Annotated in this window: 23 protein-coding genes and 1 pseudogene; 19 read left to right on the top strand and 5 right to left on the bottom strand. The window is 49.2% G+C overall.

The window, feature by feature from the left end:
- The first annotated feature begins 12 nt into the window (after nt 1-12).
- The 10 genes and pseudogenes from DTO96_RS10000 to DTO96_RS09955 all read left to right on the top strand — a co-directional run bounded on the left by DTO96_RS10000 (nt 13) and on the right by DTO96_RS09955 (nt 10,046).
- Nucleotides 13-510, top strand: a complete 498-nt coding sequence (locus DTO96_RS10000) for an OmpH/Skp family outer membrane protein (RefSeq protein WP_114563364.1) — start codon at nt 13-15, stop codon at nt 508-510.
- A gap of 100 nt (nt 511-610) precedes the next feature.
- Nucleotides 611-1,693 (top strand): UDP-3-O-(3-hydroxymyristoyl)glucosamine N-acyltransferase, encoded by a 1,083-nt coding sequence (gene lpxD / locus DTO96_RS09995; RefSeq protein WP_157964404.1) that lies wholly within the window; start codon nt 611-613, stop codon nt 1,691-1,693.
- Between the two features lie 80 nt (nt 1,694-1,773).
- Entirely contained in the window at nt 1,774-2,241 is a 468-nt protein-coding gene (gene fabZ, locus DTO96_RS09990; protein ID WP_225972485.1) for a 3-hydroxyacyl-ACP dehydratase FabZ, read from the top strand.
- A 67-nt stretch (nt 2,242-2,308) separates the two neighbouring features.
- The gene (gene lpxA, locus DTO96_RS09985; protein ID WP_114563362.1) at nt 2,309-3,100 is read left to right on the top strand and encodes an acyl-ACP--UDP-N-acetylglucosamine O-acyltransferase; all 792 of its coding nucleotides are present in this window, start codon (nt 2,309-2,311) and stop codon (nt 3,098-3,100) included.
- A 6-nt stretch (nt 3,101-3,106) separates the two neighbouring features.
- Nucleotides 3,107-4,261, top strand: coding sequence for a lipid-A-disaccharide synthase (gene lpxB, locus DTO96_RS09980; RefSeq protein WP_114563361.1), 1,155 nt, complete (start codon nt 3,107-3,109; stop codon nt 4,259-4,261).
- 2 nt (nt 4,262-4,263) lie between these two features.
- Nucleotides 4,264-4,857: pseudogene (rnhB, locus tag DTO96_RS09975) on the top strand (ribonuclease HII); the annotation flags it as partial.
- 185 nt (nt 4,858-5,042) lie between these two features.
- The gene (locus DTO96_RS09970) at nt 5,043-5,816 is read left to right on the top strand and encodes a TrmH family RNA methyltransferase (RefSeq protein ID WP_114563359.1); all 774 of its coding nucleotides are present in this window, start codon (nt 5,043-5,045) and stop codon (nt 5,814-5,816) included.
- A 151-nt stretch (nt 5,817-5,967) separates the two neighbouring features.
- Nucleotides 5,968-7,911, top strand: coding sequence for an ATP-binding cassette domain-containing protein (locus DTO96_RS09965; protein ID WP_114563358.1), 1,944 nt, complete (start codon nt 5,968-5,970; stop codon nt 7,909-7,911).
- Between the two features lie 329 nt (nt 7,912-8,240).
- On the top strand, nt 8,241-9,506 hold the full coding sequence (locus DTO96_RS09960; protein ID WP_114563357.1) for a hypothetical protein: 1,266 nt from the start codon (nt 8,241-8,243) through the stop codon (nt 9,504-9,506).
- Between the two features lie 78 nt (nt 9,507-9,584).
- Entirely contained in the window at nt 9,585-10,046 is a 462-nt protein-coding gene (locus DTO96_RS09955) for a DUF4760 domain-containing protein (protein WP_114563356.1), read from the top strand.
- Between the two features lie 102 nt (nt 10,047-10,148).
- Here the strand turns inward: DTO96_RS09955 and DTO96_RS09950 are convergent, their stop codons facing one another.
- From DTO96_RS09950 to DTO96_RS09940, 3 genes are all read right to left on the bottom strand, one after another.
- A complete protein-coding gene (locus DTO96_RS09950) occupies nt 10,149-10,886 on the bottom strand; it encodes an intradiol ring-cleavage dioxygenase (RefSeq protein ID WP_114563355.1) in 738 nt (245 codons plus the stop codon).
- Between the two features lie 150 nt (nt 10,887-11,036).
- Nucleotides 11,037-11,906, bottom strand: a complete 870-nt coding sequence (locus tag DTO96_RS09945) for a sulfurtransferase (RefSeq protein ID WP_114563354.1) — start codon at nt 11,904-11,906, stop codon at nt 11,037-11,039.
- 29 nt (nt 11,907-11,935) lie between these two features.
- Nucleotides 11,936-12,793 (bottom strand): DMT family transporter, encoded by an 858-nt coding sequence (locus DTO96_RS09940; RefSeq protein ID WP_157964401.1) that lies wholly within the window; start codon nt 12,791-12,793, stop codon nt 11,936-11,938.
- Nucleotides 12,794-12,917: 124 nt separating this feature from the next.
- Here DTO96_RS09940 and DTO96_RS09935 point away from each other — a divergent pair, with 124 nt between their 5' ends.
- Nucleotides 12,918-14,072, top strand: a complete 1,155-nt coding sequence (locus DTO96_RS09935; protein ID WP_157964400.1) for a vWA domain-containing protein — start codon at nt 12,918-12,920, stop codon at nt 14,070-14,072.
- A 239-nt stretch (nt 14,073-14,311) separates the two neighbouring features.
- Here DTO96_RS09935 and metK read toward each other — a convergent pair whose 3' ends face one another.
- Nucleotides 14,312-15,481, bottom strand: a complete 1,170-nt coding sequence (gene metK / locus DTO96_RS09930; RefSeq protein WP_114563351.1) for a methionine adenosyltransferase — start codon at nt 15,479-15,481, stop codon at nt 14,312-14,314.
- 258 nt (nt 15,482-15,739) lie between these two features.
- On the opposite strand from metK, the gene DTO96_RS09925 reads away from it, so the two are divergent.
- The 8 genes from DTO96_RS09925 (at nt 15,740) to lipA (ending at nt 22,290) form a co-directional block, all read left to right on the top strand.
- Nucleotides 15,740-16,606, top strand: a complete 867-nt coding sequence (locus DTO96_RS09925) for a lysophospholipid acyltransferase family protein (protein ID WP_157964399.1) — start codon at nt 15,740-15,742, stop codon at nt 16,604-16,606.
- On the top strand, nt 16,603-17,520 hold the full coding sequence (locus DTO96_RS09920) for a lysophospholipid acyltransferase family protein (RefSeq protein WP_114563349.1): 918 nt from the start codon (nt 16,603-16,605) through the stop codon (nt 17,518-17,520). The genes DTO96_RS09925 and DTO96_RS09920 overlap by 4 nt, the downstream gene beginning before the upstream one ends.
- On the top strand, nt 17,510-18,379 hold the full coding sequence (gene dapF, locus DTO96_RS09915) for a diaminopimelate epimerase (protein WP_114563348.1): 870 nt from the start codon (nt 17,510-17,512) through the stop codon (nt 18,377-18,379). Before DTO96_RS09920 ends, dapF begins: the two co-directional genes overlap by 11 nt.
- A 16-nt stretch (nt 18,380-18,395) precedes the next feature.
- Nucleotides 18,396-19,184 (top strand): DUF484 family protein, encoded by a 789-nt coding sequence (locus DTO96_RS09910; RefSeq protein WP_114563347.1) that lies wholly within the window; start codon nt 18,396-18,398, stop codon nt 19,182-19,184.
- An 18-nt stretch (nt 19,185-19,202) separates the two neighbouring features.
- Entirely contained in the window at nt 19,203-20,225 is a 1,023-nt protein-coding gene (locus DTO96_RS09905) for a tyrosine recombinase XerC (RefSeq protein ID WP_225972484.1), read from the top strand.
- Nucleotides 20,222-20,515, top strand: a complete 294-nt coding sequence (locus DTO96_RS09900) for a YbeD family protein (RefSeq protein WP_114563345.1) — start codon at nt 20,222-20,224, stop codon at nt 20,513-20,515. The genes DTO96_RS09905 and DTO96_RS09900 overlap by 4 nt, the downstream gene beginning before the upstream one ends.
- A 3-nt stretch (nt 20,516-20,518) precedes the next feature.
- Nucleotides 20,519-21,160, top strand: coding sequence for a lipoyl(octanoyl) transferase LipB (lipB, locus tag DTO96_RS09895; RefSeq protein ID WP_114563344.1), 642 nt, complete (start codon nt 20,519-20,521; stop codon nt 21,158-21,160).
- A 164-nt stretch (nt 21,161-21,324) separates the two neighbouring features.
- Nucleotides 21,325-22,290 carry a lipoyl synthase gene (gene lipA, locus DTO96_RS09890; RefSeq protein WP_114563343.1) on the top strand — a complete coding sequence of 322 codons (966 nt, stop codon included), beginning with the start codon at nt 21,325-21,327 and terminating at the stop codon, nt 22,288-22,290.
- A 52-nt stretch (nt 22,291-22,342) separates the two neighbouring features.
- On the opposite strand, the gene DTO96_RS09885 is transcribed toward lipA, so the two are convergent.
- Nucleotides 22,343-22,651, bottom strand: coding sequence for a hypothetical protein (locus DTO96_RS09885; RefSeq protein ID WP_114563342.1), 309 nt, complete (start codon nt 22,649-22,651; stop codon nt 22,343-22,345).
- Nucleotides 22,652-22,838: the final 187 nt, after the last annotated feature.

The following is a 22,838-nucleotide window of genomic DNA, read 5'->3' as shown; positions in this document are numbered from 1 at the left end:
AGGACACACAACATGAAAAAATTATCTTTGATTTGCGCAGCATTGATGTCAACTGTGGCAATGAGCACAACAGCAATGGCACAGCAATTTAAAGTGGGCTATGTCAGTTTGGATCGATTGATGGCAGAGTCTGCACCTGCTAAATCTGCTCGCAGCACTTTGGACAGCCAGTTTAAATCGCGTGAAAATGCTTTGGATGCTAAGGCGGCTTCAATTCGTTCAAAGCAACAAGCGTATGAGAAAGATTTTCCAAGTTTGACTGATGCCAAACGTGCGGATCGCGAAAAAGAATTGGCGCAAAACATGGATGCTTTTGAAGCCGAACGTGTCAAATTTGAAGAGGATTTATCTTCAGCCCAAAACAAAGTATTGCAAAATTTATTGGCGCAAGCGAACAGCGTGATTAAAGCCATGGCTGAAAAAGAAGGTTATGATTTGGTTGTGCAAGATGCGGTGTATATCAAGCCGGAATATGACTTGACCAAACGCGTGATTGAGCAATTGCATTGATTAAGGTATTTAAGGTGTAAAATCGCTGCAGACACTCTGTTTCAGGATGTTTGCAGTTTTTCATCGATTAACATACGGATTCTCTTTTGTAAGATCAATGATGACAAAACCGACTTCATTCAAGCCAGTGCATGCACCTTTGCAGACACTGGCTGATTTATTTTTAGGCTTTCCTCTGCCGTATGTTGTGGCCAGTGGCTCAACGGCGACGAAGGTCTCGCACATTGCCCCATTGGACATTGCAGGCGAAGGCGCATTCGCATTTTTAAGCAATGCGGCTTTACGTGAACAATTGAAATCATCATGTGCCAGCGTGGTGGTGTTGACACAGGATGATTATGATTGGCTGAGCCATCAGCAAGCATGCAAGGCTTCGACTGCATACGTGATATGCACCCAGCCCTATGCGGCCTATGCTTTTGTTGCGCAACGGTTGTATTTGCAGTGTCAGTTGAATGGGGGGATTCATGCATCGGCTGTGCTGGACGACAGCGCACAAGTCGCTGCGAGTGCACAAATCGATGCACGTGTGGTCATTGGTGCACGGGCGCGCATTGGGGAGCGAGTTCATGTGCGTGCGGGCGTGGTGATTGGCGATGATGTGGTGATTGGTGATGACTCAACCCTGTACCCAAATGTGACAATATATGGTGCCTGTGAAGTGGGCGCGCGTACTATTGTGCATGCGGGCGCAGTGATTGGCAGCGATGGTTTTGGCTTTGCGCCGAGCCCTGCAGGTTGGCATAAAATCCCTCAAGTGGGTCGGGTGTTGATCGGTGATGATGTTGAAATCGGTGCGAATACGACGATTGATCGTGGTGCTTTGGCCGATACCGTGATTCATGAGGGTGTAAAACTCGACAATCAAATCCAAATTGCGCATAATTGCGTTATTGGCGCACACACTGCAATTGCATCGTGTGTTGGGATTGCAGGCAGCTCGACAATTGGTGCGCGTTGCATGATTGGTGGCGCGGCGATGATTGGTGGGCATTTGTCGATTCCAGATGGCACGGTGATTTCAGGTGCGACGGCAGTGCCGAGCACGTTGACAGAGGCGGGGCAATATTCGGGCATTTTCCCGCCCATGTTGCATCGTGATTGGGAACGCAATGCATCATTGATCCGGCATTTGTCGGATTTACGCAAACGACTGCGTGCCTTGGAAAAAGCATCGTCATAATAATGTGTTCAGTCCCACAGCCATGTGTGTAAAAATGGCTACAGACACCGTTAAAGTTTAAAAATTAAAAAGGAAAGACCATGAGTGAGAGTGAAGTGAATATCGACAACAACCCGATGCAACCTGGGTATGACATCAAATCCATCATGGAGCGCATCCCACACCGTTATCCATTTTTATTGGTGGATCGAGTGATTGAGTGGCGCTTGAATGATAAATTAATCGCGATCAAAAATGTGTCGATGAATGAGCCGTTCTTTGAAGGACATTTTCCACGTAATCCTGTGATGCCTGGTGTGTTGATTATGGAGGCATTGGCGCAAGCTTCTGCATTGTTGTGGGTACAAGAATCAAATCCTGATGCCTTGTTTTATTTTGCAGGCATGGAAAATGTTCGTTTTAAACGCCCTGTCGTGCCGGGTGATCAATTGATTTTGGAAACCAAATTGAAGCGTGTGATTCGTGGTTTTGCAAAATTTGAAGTGAAAGCCATGGTGGGTACAGAAGTGGCTGCTGAAGCTGAATTGATGTGCGCTTATCGCACTTAATGGATGCCTTTTGGCATCTGCAACTCATTGCATTGCTTAAAAAATGTCTTGGTAGAAAGTTTTGAACATGGCTGCACACATTCACCCCACCGCGCTGATTGAAGAGGGCGCACACATCGGCAATGATGTGGTCATTGGCGCGTATACCCTGATCGGCGCCAACGTGAGCATTGGTGACCGCACACACATTGGTGCACACAATGTCATCGAAGGCGACACCCGAATTGGTGCTGACAATCAGATCGGGCACCATGTGGTGCTCGGCAGCGCACCACAAGATAAAAAATATGCAGGTGAGCCCACGCGCTTGGTGATTGGTGATCGTAACTTGATCCGCGAGTTTTGTAGTTTCCATCGTGGCACGACCCAAGATCAAGGTGTGACCGTGGTGGGCAATGACAATTGGATCATGGGTTATGTTCACCTTGCGCACGATTGTGTGATTGGTGATCACACCATTTTGGCCAGCAATGCACAACTGGCGGGTCACGTTGAAGTTGGTGATTGGGCAATCATCGGTGGCATGGCGGGTGCGCACCAGTTTGTCAAAGTGGGGGCCCATGCGATGGTGGGTGGCGGTACCATCATGTTGAAAGATGTGCCGCCATTTGTTTTGTCCAGTGGCAATCCAGCAACAGCTTTTGGCATCAACAGTGAAGGTTTGAAACGCCGTGGTTTCACATCGGAGCAAATCATGTCGATTAAACGTGCTTATAAAGCAATTTATCGCCAAGACCTGACCACTGAGCAAGCGATTGCTGCGATCAATTCAGCCGCAGCTGACGAGCCAAACAACGCGGCTGCATTGCACCTCATGAGTGCATTTTTAACCCAAGCCACTCGCGGCATCATTCGTTAAGTGGCCATGACCTCTGATTCAATTGTTCACGTCGCATTGGTGGCGGGTGAGTCCTCGGGCGATCAACTCGCTGCTGAGCTTGTCAAAGGCACGCAAGCGGCTTTTACGGGTGTGCGTGCAACAGGCATCGCGGGCGAAGCCATGGTGCGTGCGGGCGTTGAAGCATGGTGGCCTTCACAATCTTTGGCGGTGCGTGGTTATTTCGAGCCGATTCGCCATTTGCCACGTATCATTGGCATGCGCAGCGACCTCATCAACCGTTTGACCATTGCCCCACCAGATGTGTTTGTGGGTGTGGATGCGCCCGATTTTAATTTGGGTCTGGAAACTAAATTGAGGGTGGCGGGCATTAAAACCATGCATTATGTCAGCCCATCGATTTGGGCATGGCGTCCCAAACGCATTGAAAAAGTTCGTCGTGCGGCGGATCATGTGTTGCTGATTTTTCCATTTGAGCAAAAAATATACCAAGATGCTGGGATTCCTGCAACGTATGTTGGGCATCCATTTGCACCTCACATCCCTTTGCTGGCGAATGCGCCGATGGCGCGAGATGCACTCCAACTGTCGCGCACTAAAACCACCATTGCACTGTTGCCTGGTTCGCGCAATTCCGAGATTGATTATAATTTGCCAGTCTTTCTTCAGGCGGCACAACGCTTGGCTTCACAGCTGGGCGATGTGCAATTCATTTTGCCTGTCGCTCACGCCTCGTTGCGTGAAAAAATTCAAACCATGCGTCAGCAATACGCCCCGAACATCGCCTTGCGTTTGTTTGATGGGCAAGCGCGCAGTGTGATGGAGGCCGCCGATGCGACCCTCGTTGCCAGTGGCACGGCCAGTTTAGAAGTGGCTTTGTATAAAAAACCGATGGTCATTGCATACAAAACATCACGCACTTCGGCGTTTATTTACACCAAAGTGGCGTTGTTGCCGTGGATTGGTTTACCCAATATTTTATTGAATGACTCCTTTATTCCGGAAGTTTTACAAAACGATGCGACGCCCGATGGTTTGGCCGATGCCTTGTTGTCCGAAATGAACCGTTATGCCAGCGATGCAAGTGTGGTTGAACGTTTGACTGAACTGCACCACAGTTTGATCCGTGACACGCCCAGTCTGTGCGCACAAGCGATAGCTCAAGTGATTGGGCGCACATGACACTGCGCACAGATGATTTATTTGCCTGTGCGCTGAATGATGCACAAGCCATATGTGGTGCAGATGAAGCAGGCCGTGGACCATTGGCAGGTGCAGTGTATGCTGCAGCCGTGATGTTGGGTGAGCCGATTGAAGGCTTGAATGATTCAAAAAAACTCTCAGCCAAAACCCGTGAGCGTTTGAGTGCCGAGATCAAAACCAAAGCCCGTGCGTGGTGCATCGCCAGCGCGAGCGTTGAAGAAATCGATGAGCTCAATATTTTGCAAGCCAGCCTATTGGCAATGACCCGCGCGGTTGAAGGTTTGTCTGAGCACGCCGATTGGGTGTGGGTGGATGGCAATCATTTCCCTAAATTGTTGGTGCAAAAAGGTTATGCTGGACGCGCTTTGATTGGCGGTGATGCGATTGAACCCGCCATTTCTGCGGCTTCTATCCTTGCCAAGGTGGCGCGCGATGCCGATTGTGATCGCTTGGATGCGCTGTATCCGCAGTATGGTTTTGCTCAGCACAAAGGTTATCCAACTGCCGTTCACCTCGCGGCTTTGCGTGCGCATGGTGTGTGCCCAGAACACCGCCGCACCTATGCGCCCGTGCGTAAGATTTTAGAATCGAAAACCGAAACAAAATCAGAAGCAAAATCAGAAGCAAAATCAGAAGCAAAATCAGAAGCAAAATCAGAAGCAAAATCAGAAGCAAAATCAGAAGCAAAATTAGAAGCAAAATTAGAAACAACAGCAGAAACAACAGCAGAAACAACAGCAGAAACAACAGCACAATTCACATGTTAATCACCTCAAAAGACAATCCAGCGGTTAAAGCCCTGAAAAAATTATTGACCAGCCCGAAGCGCAGCGATGCGCGCATGGTCATCGAAGGCATTCACGCTTGTGAAACTTTTTTGGCACATCAAAATCCTATATTGGTTTGGGTCGCTGAAAGTGCACAAATGCACGTTGAAATCACCCCTTTATTGGCACAAATGCGTGCAGCTCGAATCACTGTGCACATGTTGCCCGATGCGTTATTTCGTGATTTGAGCACATTGGAGCAAGGCGTGTCGTTGCTGTTTGAAGTTGAACGTCCTGTTTGTACGGGGTTTTCCGACACGGGCAATGCAGTGATTCTAGATGGTGTACAAGACCCCGGCAACATGGGTTCGATTTTGCGCAGTGCGGCAGCGGCGGGTGTGCGCACTGTGTACTTGAGCAGTGCATGCGCCAACCCATTTGCACCCAAAGTGCTGCGGGCGGCGGTTGGCGCGCATTGTTCATTGTCCATTTTTGAGCAAGTGAACATGACGGCTTTGTTTGTGCATTTACAGACCGCAGGCATTCAAACCATCGCCACCAGCTCTTATGTTGCCAACGATTTATACGATTTAGACCTGAATCGCCCTGTGGCATGGGTTTTTGGCAATGAAGGCACAGGCATCACCCAAACATTGATCGAAGCCGCCGAAGCACGCGCTTACATCCCCATGAGCAGCGGGGAGTCTTTGAATGTCGCGGCAGCGGCGGCGGTGTGCTTGTTTGAAATGCACAGACAGCAGCGTTGATGTTTACATTAAAGCGCATTCAAAATTGGAACGGAGTGAAAAATAAGCCTTGATTCACCATTTTGATGGGCAAGCCATTCAATGGCGGCGATCACATCAACCGTTTCAAAACATAAAAAACACCGATTAACTTATTTTACAAGATGAACACATGGCAATTTTTACCCTCTCCGACGCACAACTGGCCTACGGTCACGTCGCTTTACTTGACCACACCGATTTTGCCTTAGAAGAGGGCGAACGCGTTGGCCTGATTGGTCGCAATGGCACGGGCAAATCCTCTTTATTGAAAATCATTGCGGGTTTACAGTCTTTGGACGATGGGCTGATCAGCCGCCAGCAAGGTTTGAAATGCGCTTACGTTGAGCAAGAACCCTTGTTCGCCGCCGACATGACCGTGCTGCAAGCCGTCGCCGAAGGCGTGGGTGAAGGCGCACAGCTGTTGATTGAATACGAAAACCTCATCGAAGAACTCGCGCACGCCGAGGGCGATCACCAAATGGAACTGCTGGATCGTTTGCAAATGGTGCAAACCGAACTTGAACACAACGACGGCTGGACGTTGCACACGCGCGTACAAGCGACCTTGGATCAACTCGGCTTGGATGAACACGCCCTGTGCGGCAAACTTTCAGGCGGTGTGCAAAAGCGCGTCGCCATTGCGCGCGCATTGGTGCAAGCCCCAGACATTCTGCTGCTGGACGAACCCACCAACCATCTGGACATGACCGCAATCGGCTGGCTGGAAGAACTGCTGCGCAGTTTCAAAGGTGCCGTTCTGCTCATCACCCACGACCGCGCATTTTTGGACAACGTGGCCACGCGCATCATCGAACTGGATCGTGGCCTGATTCGCAGCTACCCTGGCAACTTCACTGAATATCAAGCCCTGAAAGCCCAGCAGCTCGCCGATGAAGCCATAGAAAACGCCAAGTTTGATAAAGTCATGGCGCAAGAAGAAGTCTGGATTCGCAAAGGCGTCGAAGCCCGCCGCACCAAATCTGTCGCCCGCATCAACCGCCTGCTCGAAATGCGCCAACAATCCTCCGCACGTCGTGAGCAAGTTGGCAATGTGAAACTTGAAGTTGCCCAAGGCGACCGCTCAGGCAAAGTCGTGGCCGAGATGGAAAATGTCTGTAAATCCTTTGGCGATCGAAAAATTGTCCATGATTTCACCGCCAACATCATGCGCGGCGACAAAGTTGGCTTCCTCGCAGGCAACGGCATGGGCAAAACCACCTTGCTCAAACTCATCCTCGGTGAACTGGAAGCCGATTCAGGACGCATCAAAACAGGCACGAACATTTCTGTCGCCTACTTTGATCAAATGCGTGGCGCGCTTGACCCAGAACAAACCTTGGCCGACACCATCAGTCCCGGCAGTGAATGGGTTGAAATCAATGGCGCTAAAAAGCACGTCATGGGCTACCTCGCCGATTTCCTCTTCGCCCCGCAACGCGCCCATTCACCTGTGAAATCACTCTCAGGCGGCGAACGCAACCGCCTGTTGCTGGCGCGTTTATTCGCCAACCCAGCCAACGTGCTGGTCATGGATGAACCCACCAACGACCTCGACATCGAAACACTCGAACTCCTCGAAGAGCTGCTGCAAGAATACCCCGGCACCGTATTCCTTGTCTCGCACGACCGACAATTCCTCGACAATGTCGTCACCAGCATCATCGCCGCCGAACCACGTGTGGGCGAATGGCGCGAATACGTGGGTGGCTTCTATGACTGGCAACGTCAAAGCGGCCTGACCACACCTGTGGGCTACGCCGAAGTCGATGCCGCCATGCTCAAACACGCCCCGAAAAAAGCCGAAGAGCCTGAAAAAGCAGCACCTGCCGATCCGATCAAAACCACCGCGAAAAGCAAATTGAGTTTCAAAGAACAAAAAGAACTGGAAGAACTGCCGATCACCATCGCCAATCTAGAAAATGAGCAAAACGGCATCAACGCACTCTTGCTCGACGGTCAAATTTTTGTCAACGAACCCAAACGCGGCGTGGCCTTGACCGAGCGACTGGGTGAAATCGACGAAGCGTTATTGGTGTGCTTGGAACGTTGGGAAGCATTGGAAGCGCGGAAGTAGATAAAATGGCCTGTGAAAAATAAAACTTTACTTTTTATTTGCTTTGTTGTATTTTATAAAAGATAAAAAAATATAGTGAAAATAAATATAAAATTAATGATGATACTGAAAGTTTTTATAGGGTGTGCATTGTCTATCTTCAGAAAAATTGTCGTGTTATCTAAGTTAAAGGCATTTCGCATATAAAGCAGGATTGAGTTGGTTATACATGCGTTTAATCTGAAAGCAGTTTATCAATGTGTTTCTCCGCATAAAATATTAGGGTCGTACAATATTGCGTTCGCAGTCAGTGAGCTTTACAATCTCCAACCTTAGGAGAGGGGGTCAAAATGCCTTTTGGAATAAGTATACCAATTGTCGATGAGGTCATAAAAGAGGGCGAAAAGTTCATACAGAATACTGTAGAAGCAGTAAAGGATGCCGCCCAAGATGTTGCCACCACAGCCGAAAAAGCCGCCAATGACGTTGGGCAGAATGTGGTAAAAGCTGGTAAAGATGTCGAGGCGAATGTAGCAAAAGCTGGGAAAGATGTCGAGGCGAATGTAGCAAAAGCTGGGAAAGATATTGAGGCTACTTTTTCAAAGGTGAGCAACGACACAGTTGCTGAGGTTGGGAGAGCTTACGAAAACATCGTAGAGCTTGCAGCTGCAACGTATCACTTTGTCGAGAACCAAGTCGATGGAATCGGAAAGACTTTATCTGATGCGGAGCGTCGCGTACTTGAGGGAAAACTAGTAGACGCGGTGTGGTATGCAATGATAGATCCGTTGAAGCATACCGAAGCCGCAGCAGCCGATGCGGTTATGGAGTCAAGCCTTTTAAATAACCTTGCTGCAGCAGGCGCTACCGTTTATGGAGGGCCGGGTGGTGCTGCCGCATATGCAGCATGGGTAACTTACAAGGCTACTGAAAGTCTAGAGGCGGCTCTGAAAGCAGGGATCATCGCTTGGGCGACATCGAAAGGCTTAAAGCTCATTGATGGAATGCCGTCGGAAATGTTAATCGACAACGCAAAGCGCACACTTGCTGCGGCGAGTATAGGAGGTGCAGCTGTCGCGGCAAGCGGCGGAACTGACGAGCAAGTGCTAGCTGCATTCGGACGTGGTGCTATTCTCGCGGCAGCGCGAGAAGTCTATCGAGGAAAAGTTGGGAAAGACATAGAAGGGCAGCCTGCCAAGGAACAAGCCGTTGCCAAGCTTAATGTATATGGGCGGCCTAGAGTGGGAGGATTGTGGGGGGCACTTAAGGATTCTGATGGTAATCTTATTTGTGACAGCAACGGAAATGCACAAATTGATATTGCCCAGATGCCTCGTGAAATATCACATGTTGGAATCGCAACTTCTGACGTGAATCTTGGTTATTGGGGGCCATACGAAACCAATGGTGTCATGCAAGACCTCGGAAAGCTCCCTTACATGAATGATATGGCATATTTTCATGATCAGTGGATGGCGATTTCACAAGCAGAAGGTGCAACGGTTCAAGTAACAATACTTCCAGCAATCGTCTTTGTTGCCGCTGGATCCGAGCCTTCTATTACACAGGCTGCCACGGATGCAACTATAGAAAATAAGAAAGAAAAGCCAATTTAATCGAGAGATTCGGTTCAACTTATCATTTCAGCGGTTTGACTTTAACTACTGAATTTGAACGATAAGTTCGGAGGTGATATGGAGTTAATAAAAAATATTGCTGCGATTCTAGGAGTTATTGCGGCTATTTGGGGTTTATATAAAGGGGTTATTGAGTTTGCACTTCAAGGCGCGCAGAAAAGAGCTGAAGTGTTTCTCAAAAAACAAAACGAGTACTTTTCAAATAAATCGTTTAATGAAATACGAACGCTTTTGGAAAAAGATGAGGAGAAGCTTAAAGAGATACCCATCGAAGAAAAGCGCGCATATTTAACTTTTTTTGAGGAGGTGGCGGTGTTGCGAAATACGGGTTTAATTAAGCCTGATTTAGCCTATTATATGTATGGTTATTATGCTACGAAATGTTTAGAAAGCTCTAATTTTTGGACAAACATAAACAAAAATAAACTTTTTTGGAATGTTTTTATTAGGTTTGCGGAGGAAATGCAAAATCGCCTACGTAATACAAAAGAGATAATTTCGCATGATATTAAGTTTTAACTCGCTATTCAAACGAGTTGCCTAATAGTTCCTTTATTTAAATAGCGTAGCCACAAGATTTTAAGCCGAATTTTCTTGTGCCAAACTTACCAGCTCTGACTTCTACACACTCAAACCAATCGAGAAATTCGCGGTGTATCCTGCGCCCTCTTGAGTCAAGTTCAACAATAAATCTTGTCCACCGCGTTGAAAAATAAAATCTTGTGCATTGCGGGTGTCACGTTGGCGGCTGGTGTTGTAAGGGGCGTTTTTGAAAATGGTGTCGGATAAAGCATCGTTAAAATACAGTTGTGATGTGAAGCTGTGGGTTTTATTGTTTGCATCAGTCCAGCGAATTTTAAAGTGAATGTGCACTGCGCGACCTTGATACCAACCGGGATAGATTGTTGTGAATTGTGCATGTCCGTTGGCATCGGTTTTTTGTAGTCCGCGTAGAAATTTTACGCCTTTGGTGTTGAATAAACCATTATTGTCTTTGACATCCGAATACACGCCTGTTGCGTCGCAGTGCCAAATGTCAATGATTGCATCTGTAATGGCGTTGCAATTCATGTCGTTGATGTTGGAGATGGTAAAGTTTAATGTCAATGGCACGCCAGCACTGATTTTTCCAGTCGCAGGGTCGTTGCGAATGTCTGTGCGATTGAGTTGTTCATCGACAAAATAGGGCCCTTCGGTTTGTTGCGCTCGGGCGTAACATTGTGGATTGGTGTGGCTGTTGTCGGGCAGTGGGCTTGATTGGGTATCGTTGGGTGGCGGCATGCCGTCGCGTGTACAGGCGGTGAGTAAGCTTGCGCCCAGTATGCTTAAAGTTTGGCGGCGTGTGATGTTGAAAGTCATGTTGTTCTCTCTGATCAATGGCTGGTTAAATGGGGTAAATGATTTGGTGAATGTTTTTGAATGAAATTTTACATCTGTTGGCTTCTTAATGGGGTGCGAGGGGGTGTTGTATTCACCTCCCTGAATCCAAAAATATTAAACTTCCAAACATCAAACCACGGCTGATTTTTCCACAGGTCGCCCCGCATCACTGCACCATTCACTCCAAGACCCCGCATACAAAGCTGCGCCGTCTAGCCCTGCGATATGCTGCGCTAAAATATTATGACAAGCGGTCACGCCTGAGCCGCATTGGTTGACGATGTGCGCGATGGATTGTTCCCCAAAAGTAACCAACCATTCACTTCGCAGCGCATCTGCTGATTTAAAGGTGAAATCTTCATTCAAATTACGCATGAAAAAATGATTGACCGCGTGCGGAATGTGTCCGCCGATGGGGTCAATCGGTTCGACTGCGCCTGAGTAGCGTTCAGGGGCGCGTGCGTCGATGATGCGGTAGGTGGCGTCGTTGAGGTGCGCCATGAGGTCATCGGCGGTGACGGTGCGATTGAGTGAGTTGTGCGCGATGAAATGGCCTTGCGCGGTAACAGTGTTTGCGATAATGCTTGCATCTGCGGTCAGTGGCAGGTTCGCTGTGCGCCATGCTGTGAGGCCACCGTTGAGCACCGCACAGTTTTTATGTCCAAGGTGGCGCAGCAGCCACCATGCGCGGGCGGCCATCATGCCGTTGTGTTCATCGTAAACCACGACTTGAGTGTCATTGTTGAGGCCAATCGTACGCAATTTGTCAGAAAAAACGGCCATGTCGGGCAAGGGGTGACGACCGTTTGTGCCTGTTTTTTCGCCAGATAAATCTGTGTCCATGTGCATGAAGTGTGCATTAGCGATGTGCGCGTGGGCGTATGCTGTTGCGCCTGCTTCGGTATTCATTAAATCATGGCGGGCGTCGAGAATGAGGAGGTCTTTTGATGCGTTGATGAGTGCATTCAGTTCGTTGGCGGTGATGAGGGTGGTGTACATGGTGGCCTTTTGTTTGCTTGTTTCAATTTTTAACTGTTTTTACGGGCGTACAACGTGGCGGCGAGGCCTGAGGCAATGACCAATGCGATGCCAATAAACCCCATTAAATCAATGGTTTCACCCCAAATCAAGTAGCCAAAGGTGGCTGAGAATATGATGGTGGTGTATTGCAGTGTGGCGGTCAAGGTCGCTGAACCTCGGCTGAAGGCGCGCGTCATGCACAGTTGTCCACCCATGCCTGCCAGTCCGATGCCGATGAGGTACAAGGTTGAACGCAAGCTGTAGTGCGAGAGGCCAAGGAGGGCGATGCCGAGTAGACCCGAGAGCACCACGCTGCATGAAAACAGCATCACCGTGCGCCATTCGGGTTCACCCATGCGACCCAAGCTGCGCACGGTCATGTAGGCCAGTGCGCCCATCATGCCACCCAGCAGTGCGATGAGCAAGGCCGTGTGGTTTAAGCCCGTTTCGACAAAGGGATTGAAAATACACAACACGCCAATGAAGCCCAAGATGATGGCGCCGAAGCGCAACCATTGCGTGCGCAAGATGCCCGGAAAATAGCTTTGATACAGCAAAAAAATGGCGATGAACAACGGTGACGTGTAGTTCAAAGTGGTCGCTGTGCCGAGCGGCAGGTGGGTGGTGCCATAAAACCCCATCCACATCGAGGTGATGCCGACCATGTTGCGGCGGGCGTGTGTTTTTAGATTGTGTCCGAACAAGGGCAGTTGCTTGCGCAGGGCGTAGCCAAGGATGAAAATCACGCTGGGCAGGCCGCGAAACAGGACGATTTCACCTAAGTTGTGGTAACTGGATGACAATTTAATGAACATGCCCATAATGGCGAAGAAAAGTGATGCGGCGAGCATCCAGAGCGATTGCATAGAAAATCCATTGGGTTGTGTGTGTGGTGATTTTATCATTTACAGGAACGATTGATTATTTTTCTGTCAGGTCAACCAAATGGGTGCTGAACCATTCAAATCGAATATCAATAAAGGAAAAAAGATGATCAAATTATCAACAACACTGATGACCTTAAGCATGGTCAGTGGTTTGGGCTTCACCATGCCTGCATGTGCACAAGTGGAGCATGATTCTGTCAACGCTAAAATGGCCATAATGCAGCCGCGACCTAAAACCATTGAAATGGTGTTTGTCCTTGATACGACAGGCTCAATGGGTGGTTTATTGGAGGGGGCGAAAACCAAAATTTGGCGCATTGTCAATGATGTCATGCAGAACCAAAAATCATCGGGTGATGTGCAAGTAAAAGTGGGCTTGGTCGCTTATCGTGACAAAGGCGATAGTTATGTGACTCAAGTGACGCCGCTTTCCGCCGATTTGGATCAAGTGTACAGTCAGTTGATTGCTTATCAAGCAGTCGGTGGTGGAGACACCCAAGAGGATGTGCGCAGCGCATTGCAAGATGGCTTGAACAAAGCGGGTTGGACGCAGGAGGGGCATCATCAAGATGGGTTGTCACAAATTCTATTCTTAGTCGGCGATGCGCCACCCCATGACGACTATCGAAACAGCATGTCAGCCCAAGACACCGCACGCACAGCCTATCGTAGGGGCATTCGAGTCAATGCGATACAAGCGGGTAACGATGCATCTACTGCACGCGTGTGGCGTGAGATTGCCCAATATGGTGGCGGCGAGTATTTTGCGATTGCCCAAAATGGTGGCGTACAGGTTGTGGCAACACCCTATGATGACGAGTTAGCAAAACTGGGCGATGAGGTGGGTCGGGGCGCTGTTTATTTTGGACGCTCTGAGGTACGAGCGGCAGCAGCGGCGGATGCGTCACTCAGCTTTTCATCGATTGCAGCCGCACCCATTGTGGCAAAAGCCGATCGAGCGATTAATAAATCGATTAACTCAAAAGCCTATAATAAACAAGATGTGATACAAGCGATTGAAAACAAAGAAATCTCATTGGCGGTGATTAAACCTGAAGAGCTGCCGTCAGAAATGCAAAAAATGAGCCTAGAAGAACGTGATGCATTTGTCCAACAAAAAATCGCCCAGCGAAAAGAAACAAATGCCAAAATTACCGAGCTGGCTAAAAAACGTGATGCCTATTTGGCTGAAAAAGAAAAAGGCAGTGATGGATTTGATGCGACGGTTTCTAAAACCCTCAAAAAGCAAATCAAGTAAGGCTGAGCGTCGGCATTGCTTGCAATGTTGTTGCAGTGAAAAGCTTAAATGATTTGTCAGACCGTGCTGACAGGCGTCTTCCAAAGACAAGGTGATTGCGCGTTAATCCCGCAAGGGCGCATCGTATTAGCAATAAAATGACCATAAGAAAGCACGGAAAAGGTGGGTTTTTACTTTTTCTGTGTTCGCTAGAGTCAAAAAAAGCCAAGCAAAATGCTTGGCTTTTTCACATCTAAAAATTACAGACCTGCGGCATCACGTAACAACGCTGCTTTGTCGGTGGCTTCCCAAGTGAACTCAGGCTCTTCACGACCAAAGTGACCGTAAGCGGCTGTTTTTGCGTAGATCGGGCGCAACAGATTCAACATTTTCACGATGCCTTTTGGACGCAAATCAAAATGTTCTGCGACCAAAGCCGTGATTTTTTCATCGGTGATGCGACCTGTGCCAAACGTGTCGACCATGATTGAAGTGGGACGTGCCACGCCAATCGCGTATGAGATTTGAATCAAGCAACGATCTGCCAAACCTGCGGCCACGATGTTTTTCGCCACGTAACGGCCTGCGTAAGCGGCTGAACGATCGACTTTTGAAGGGTCTTTACCAGAGAATGCACCGCCGCCGTGAGGGGCTGCACCGCCGTAAGTGTCGACAATGATTTTACGACCTGTGAGGCCGCAATCGCCTTGTGGACCGCCGATGACGAAGCGACCTGTTGGGTTGACGAGGAATTTGATGTCGCCTTTGATTAAATGTGCGGGGATGATCGGCTTGATGATTTCTTCGATCACGCCTTCACGAACGGTTTCGAGTGACACGTCGGCATGGTGTTGCGTTGACAACACGATGGTGTCAACGGCCGCGGGCACGCCATTTTCGTAACGAATCGTGACTTGTGATTTCGCATCAGGGCGCAAGAATGGCAAGCGGCCGTCGCGGCGTAAATCGGCTTGACGTTCAACCAAACGGTGTGACAGGTGAATCGGTAATGGCATCAACACATCGGTTTCGTTGCACGCGTAGCCAAACATCAAACCTTGGTCGCCTGCGCCTTGGTCGAGGTTGTCATCGTGTGCTGCATCCACGCCCATGGCGATGTCTGGAGACTGTTTGTCGTAAGCGACCAAAACCGCGCAACCTTTGTAGTCGATGCCGTAGTCGGTGTTGTCGTAGCCGATGTGTTTGATGGTGTCACGAGCGATGTCGATGTAATCGATGACTGCTGACGTGGTGATTTCACCCGCAAGAACGACCAAACCTGTGTTGCACAATGTTTCTGCGGCGACGCGAGCGGTGGGGTCTTGTTCGAGGATGGCGTCCAAAATCGCATCAGAAATTTGATCGGCGACTTTGTCTGGGTGGCCTTCAGAGACAGATTCTGAAGTGAAAAAATAGTTGTTGCTGCTCATGTGATACTCCGTAAAGTAAGTCATAAAAGGTCAGCGCGCGCTCTGCGGCGGGAACCTTGAGCAGCGACGCTTTAACGGTGCGGGCACAGTAAAATGTCCGCTCTCAAATCCATTTTTGCCCCGTAAGTTGTCGTTAAACCAGCAAAAATGATGTAAAACGCTGGTATTATAGCACTTAGGCAGAGGCTGTTGTGGCCTTGCGATTTAAAATACGTAAAAATGCCTACTTTTTGTGGTTCTTTCTTTGGATGTCAAATTTTGATTAAAGTTTTATTGCGCTTTTTATCCTATTTGCCTTTGGCATTTTTACATGCGTTGGGTGCGATGCTGGGGCGGTTGGCGTATCGGTTTGATGCGCGGTATCGCGTGCGTCTGCAGACCAATGCAAGTTATGCAGGATACGATTCGCCCACGTTTTGGCGTTCGGCGGCCGAGCATATGGGGCGCAGTGTGATTGAGCTGGCTTACATTTGGACACCGCGTGTGGATGCGCTGTTGCCTCAAGTGAAAGTGGTGGGCTGGGATGCGGTGATGCAAGCGAAAGCGCAAGGACGTGGGGTGCTGATGTTGACGCCGCATGTGGGCGCATTTGAGTTGCTGTCGTTGTGGATTGGTCAGCGTGAGCCGTTTACTGCGATGTATCGCCCGCCGAAACAAGCGATGGTCGGTGAGGCGATGTTGGCGGGACGACAAAAATTCAATGTGAACATGGCGAGTGCCGATGTCAAGGGTATTCGGACGATGTTGCGTGCCTTGAAAAAAAGTGAGTTGGTGGGGCTGTTGCCCGATCAAGTGCCCAATGAGGCGGCAGAAGGTGTGATCATTCCCGTGTTTGGCCAACCTGCGTTGAACATGACTTTGCCCGCAAAACTGTTGCGGCAGACCAATGCGATTTTAGTGACCATGTTTGCGCGACGGGTGGATGCCCCCCATCGATTTGAAATTGAATTCAATGTGGTTGATTTTACAGCGTCGGGTGATGCGGTGGACGATGCGTCGCGCATCAATGCACTCATGGAGGATGTGATTCGCCAAACACCTGAGCAGTATCTGTGGGCTTATAACCGCTATAAACGTGTGCCTGTTGCCGCCGAGTCGACACCCGCCGCAGGAGCTTCGCAATGATGTCTGAAATGGGTGCAGCATTGCTGCGTAAAATGGGGCGTTGGCCGCAAGGTGTGCGTTTTCGTTTATCTGAATGGGTGGCAAAAGCGGCATACCCTTTGGCTCAAAAGCGTGTGCATGTGGCGACGGTGAACTTACGTAAATGTTTCTCTGAATGGAGCGATGCGCAGATTGATCAAACGGTGCGCACACATTTGCGTTATTTCAGCCACGGTTTGTTTGATCGCAGCGTGTTTTGGTTTGGTGACAAGCAAAAAATTTACGATCATACAGTGTATGTTGATGAGCAGCATTGGCTGGATGCGAAAGCACAACATCGTCCAATCATTTTTCTTGCCCCTCATTTTATTGGTTTAGACGTGGGTGGTTTGCGCATCAACATGGATGTGGAAATGGCGACCATGTATCAAAAGCAGCGCAATCCCGTGTTTGATGCGTTGATGCTTGAAGGGCGCATGCGCTCTGGGCAAGGGCATTTGTTTTCACGGCACGATGGTGTGCGCGGGTTGGTGAAGTTGTTGCGTAAAAACATTCCGTTGTATTACTTGCCCGACATGGATTTTGGCATCAATGATGCGATGTTTTCGACTTTTTTTGGACAGACGGCGGCGACTTTGACCGCATTGCCTAAGCTGGCCAAGCTGACCAACGCACTGATTGTGCCATGCGTCACCCGCATCGATACTGAGGCTTTGGCGCGTGGACAAACGCGCTATAGGGTACAATTTTACCCTGCATGGGATGGTTATCCTGGTGAGGATGAGGCGGCGGCGGTGCGAGAAATGAACGCATTCATTGAGGCGCGCATTCTCGAAGAACCTGCGCAGTACCTCTGGTTGCATAAACGATTCAAAACCCGCCCTGAAGGCGAGGCTGATTTTTACAAAAAAACAATGGCATCTCATGGAACTTAAATTCACAAAAATGCATGGCGCGGGCAATGATTTCATTGTTTTTAATGCCATTGAGCAGGATTTGTCGGCGCTGACCGCTGACGACTGGCGTGCGTTGGGCAATCGCCAGTTTGGCATTGGTGCGGATCAAATTTTATTGGTTGAAAAGCCAACCATTGCAGGCATGGATTTTAAATACACCATCTACAACAACGATGGTTCATTGGTGGAAAATTGCGGCAATGGGGCGCGTTGTTTTGTCAAATACGTGTATGACCAAGGTTTAACCCAACATTTGGCCAACACTCGCGAAGTGGCGGTGCAAATCGCCACGGGCACGATGGTGTTGAAATTGAATGACGACGGCTCTGTGACGGTGAACATGGGTGCACCGGGCTTTGTGGCGGCTGATTTACCTGCTGTGGTGGATGGATTGCCAACACGCGCGCAGGCGGAGGACACCCTGTATGAGGTTCAATTGACCCATGGTGAGCGCCGTGACATCTCCTTGGTTTCAATGGGCAATCCCCATGCCGTGCAAATTGTGACGGATGTGGATGCCGCGCCCGTGTTGACCGAAGGAGCGGAACTGGAGGTGCACCCCATGTTTCCACGTCGGGTCAATGTGGGCTTCATGCAGGTCATGAACCCACACCACATTAAAGTGCGGATTTTTGAGCGCGGTGCGGGTGAGACTTTGGCGTGTGGTACGGGCGCATGTGCTGCTGTGGTCGCAGGCATTCGTCGCGGTGTGCTCACATCGCCTGTGCGCGTGAGTGCGCGAGGTGGTGAGTTGTCGATTGCATGGGCGGGCACAGGCGAGCCTGTGCTGATGAGCGGTCCAGCAGTCACGGTGTTTGATGGGCAAATTACCATTTAAAAAATAGAGGTTATACATGTCAAACGATGAGTTCAATTTTGCAATTGAGAACGACATCATCCAGCAGGCCAATGCGGTAGAAGCAGACGAAGCGCTGAGTGATGCGCAGGTCATCAATGCGTCGGAGGTGTTGGCGTATTTAGAAAACAATCCTCATTTCTTCAAAGAGCACGCTGAAGTGTTGGCCAATGTTCAGCTGGCGAGCACGACGGGCGGTAATGTGATTTCGATGGCGCATTGGCAAACCAATGTGTTGCGTGAAAAGGCCGATCAGCACAAAGCGCGGTTGGAAAAATTACTGGCGCAAGCCACCAACAACCAACGGAGTTACGATAAATTGCTGGCTTTGGTGATTCGTTGGTTGGAGCAAACCGATGCATCGGCTTTACCCGCACAGGTCGAGGCCGATGTGCGCCGTGCATTTGCACTGGATGCGATTCGCATCATGGTGTGGAGCGACGATGCCAAGTCGTTGTTTTATCCTGTGGGCAATGAGTGGTCGGACAATGTGGTGATTTTTGCCAACAGCTTGCGTGCGCCGTATTGCGGGCCTTGCAAGGGTTTTGAAATTGAAGCCCAATTGGCCAAGCAAACGGTCAGTGGCCACATTGCTTCGTTATCGATTGTGCCTTTGTGGGGCAAGCGCATGAATGAGCATGTGTGCGTGGGTGTGCTGCTGATGGGGGCGGAAGATGTGCATCGATTCACACCTGACATGGCCACACATTTTTTACAAAGCATTGGTGAAATGGCCGGGGCGGCCTTGTCTCGCGTGCGTTCTCCTGTGCATTTGAGCATCAAATGAGCATGAAGCGAGGATCGTGTGAGCGTGTCATCTAAACGCCGAGTACCCATTGTTGCCGGGGTGGCTCTTGAACTGAGTCCGTTGATGCAAGCGTATTTGGAATGGATTGCGATGCACAAACGCTTGTCAGAAGCGACGTGCAGCAGTTATGCCCGCGATTTGCAGCTTTTGCTACAATGTTGCCAACACTTGAATGTCCTTGTCCCTGAATCCATCACCGTTGTTCAAGTGAGGCAGATGGTCATGCAGCTGCATGGTGCTGGACAAGGCGCAAAAAGCATTGCACGTTATGTGTCCAGTTGGCGTTCTTGGTTCACTTGGCTGGTTCACAATGGCCATGTGCAGAGCAACCCTGTTAAAACCATCCGCGCGCCCAAAGCCGCCAAAGGCTTACCCAAAGCTTTGTCGGTCGATGATGTGGTGAACCTTGTGGGTAACCGTGAGGCGGTTGAAGCCGATCAATCGGCTGCTCAGACGCTGCTGCTGTTGCGCGATTATGCCCTCATCGAATTGTTGTATTCAAGCGGTTTGCGCGTGTCGGAATTGGTCGGCTTGGATGTGGTGCCACCAGCAGGGGCGTTGAATGATGGCAATGGTTGGGTGGATCTGACTGAAGGTGATGTGCATGTTTTGGGCAAAGGCAATAAACCACGCATTGTCCCCGTTGGGCAATCGGCGTTGATTGCTGTGCACACATGGTTGGCCGCACGCAATGCGTCCGCCGCTGCAAGCAAAAGCAACGCGTTGTTCATTGGGCGTTATGGCACACGATTGGGCGTGCGTTCGGTTCAATTGCGTTTGGCTCAACACGCACGTCATTTGGGTTTGCCTGTGCATGTGCATCCGCACATGCTGCGCCATTCTTTTGCCTCTCATGTGCTGCAATCGTCAGGAAATTTGCGTGCGGTGCAAGAAATGCTCGGCCACACCAGTTTGGCCGCGACGCAAGTGTACACCGGTTTAGATTTTCAACATTTAGCCAAAATTTATGATGCGGCGCATCCACGCGCCCATAAAAAAAATCAGAAAGATGAAGCATGAGTACAGCAACACCCCCAAACGATCTGCCAGAACGTTTAAATTTAATCGAGTTCCCTTGTGAATTTCCACTCAAAATCATGGGCAAGCGAGTCGATGACTTTGCTCAAACGATTGCCGAAGTGGTGCAACAATTTGCGCCTGATTTTGACCCCGCGACGATGGAAATGCGCCCTTCATCCAGTGGCAAATACTTGGGTTTGACTTGCACCATCAACGCCACCAGTCAAGAACAACTAGACGACGTGTACCGCGCTTTAACATCGCATGCGATGGTCAGCTATGTGCTGTAAACAATGAATACACCGCACATCAAACGCCTCGGTCTTGTCGACTACCTACCGACAGAAACGGCGATGAAAAATTTCACCGCCACGCGTGATGCAGAAACCCCAGATGAACTGTGGTTGGTCGAACATCCACCTGTCTTTACACTGGGGCAGGCGGGTTTGGAAGCGCACCTTCTGCACGCCACACAGATCCCATTGGTCAAAACGGAGCGGGGTGGTCAAATCACTTACCACGGCCCAGGCCAAGTGGTGGTCTACATGATGCTTGACCTTAAACGGCGCAGCATGATGATTCGTGAATGGGTGCGCCGAATCGAAGGGGCCATCATTTTGACACTCGCACATTATGGCATTCAAGGTGTGCGTAAGGACGGCGCACCAGGGATTTATGTCGGGCAGGGGATTCATGAAGGTGCTAAAATTGCGGCATTGGGTTTAAAGATCAAACGCAGCTGTACGTACCACGGCCTCAGCTTTAATGTGGACATGGATTTGGCACCGTTCCTACACATCAACCCATGCGGTTATGTGGGTTTAGAAACCGTCGACATGAAAACTTTTGGTGTGCAAGCCGAATGGGCCGAAGTTGCGGAGCTGTTGGCGCAACATTTAATCGCCCAATGGCAGGCGGATGAAAGCTTGGCATGAATTGCAACTGCAAGAAAACGGCCGTTTGGCTCAACCAATTTTTGCAATGAATGTACCCAAACAGCCGAGTCTGAGCAGACCCAGCGCACAATGTATTTAATATTTGAAATAAATTTAACACTTAAAGCAATTCACGCAGATGGATTGACTATTTGGAGCCAGAGATGAGTGAAACGATCACAACACCCGCAGATTACGATGCGAGTAAAAAACAAAAAGCCTTTGATAAAGTATCACGCATCCCTGTGAAAGTTGTCCACACCGAAGTACTGAAAAAGCCCGAATGGATTCGCGTCAAAGCGGCATCAGGCAACAGTCGATTCAATGAAATCAAAAAAATCCTGCGTGAAAATGAACTCGTCACCGTGTGTGAAGAAGCCAGCTGCCCGAACATCGGCGAATGCTTTGGCAAGGGCACAGCCACCTTCATGATCATGGGCGACAAATGCACCCGCCGCTGCCCATTTTGTGACGTTGGTCACGGCCGCCCAGACCCATTGGACACCAAAGAACCTGCTAACCTCGCCCGCACCATTGCGGCATTGAAGCTCAAATACGTCGTCATCACCAGCGTTGACCGCGACGATTTACGCGATGGCGGCGCACAACACTTTGTTGATTGCATCAGCTTGACGCGTGCACAATCACCCAGCACACAAATCGAAGTGCTCGTCCCAGATTTTCGTGGTCGCCTCCAAAAAGCCCTCGATATTTTTAAAGACGGCTTACCAGATGTCATGAACCATAACCTTGAAACCGTGCCTCGCTTATACAAAGAAGCGCGCCCCGGCGCGGACTACATGCACTCGCTCAAGTTACTCAAAGAATTCAAAGACATGTACCCCACCGCTGTGACCAAAAGCGGCCTGATGGTTGGTCTGGGTGAAACAGATGAAGAAATCCTCGAAGTGATGAAAGACATGCGCGCACACAACATCGACATGCTCACCATCGGTCAATACCTCGCACCGTCAGGTCATCACCTGCCTGTGCGCCGTTATGTTCACCCCGACACATTTAAGATGTTCGAGGAAAAAGCATATGAAATGGGATTCACCCATGCCGCCGTCGGCGCGATGGTACGCAGTTCATACCACGCTGATGTTCAGGCGCATGAAGCGGGTGTTTGATTGTGAATTCCAACAATAAATAGTACCCAACATTGATATTTGCTACTCAACATCAATAGACGCTACTGTTTTGCTTGTTTGAGACTTTTTTCGCTGAATATGAAACCTCAACATGACGTTCTATTTTAAACTCGCAACATACGCCATTCGCCCACTCCCATTTGATTAACAGAGGAAAATCATCATCAGGGATTATGTTGTTGCGCTCCATGAGTAGCGCGATGTGTTTGGCGTATAAATTAAAGTGATGTTTCAAATCCTCGTTATAATCTTTTACCGCATTCCAACATTCAGACTCTTTAGATGGGCTATGGTAATATTTTTTTGAAGTTTCAATTCTTAATGCTTTTAATGTGCTCATTTAATAATCCAATCTCAAATAATGTTGTAAAAAGAGTTAAGGCAAGGGTACTTAACAGTTTCAGTAGCAAATATCGTTGTTAAATATATGAAAAACGATGGTTTCAGTAGCATTTAATTATGAAAATGACATTGATTGTGACTTCTAACGATATTTGCAACTGAAGGCGTTATTGATAAAGTAAGTT

Source organism: Ephemeroptericola cinctiostellae, assembly GCF_003339525.1.
Lineage (GTDB): Bacteria > Pseudomonadota > Gammaproteobacteria > Burkholderiales > Burkholderiaceae > Hydromonas > Hydromonas cinctiostellae.
Note: the sequence above shows the minus strand (reverse complement) of the source record. Positions and strands in the feature narration are given on the sequence as shown.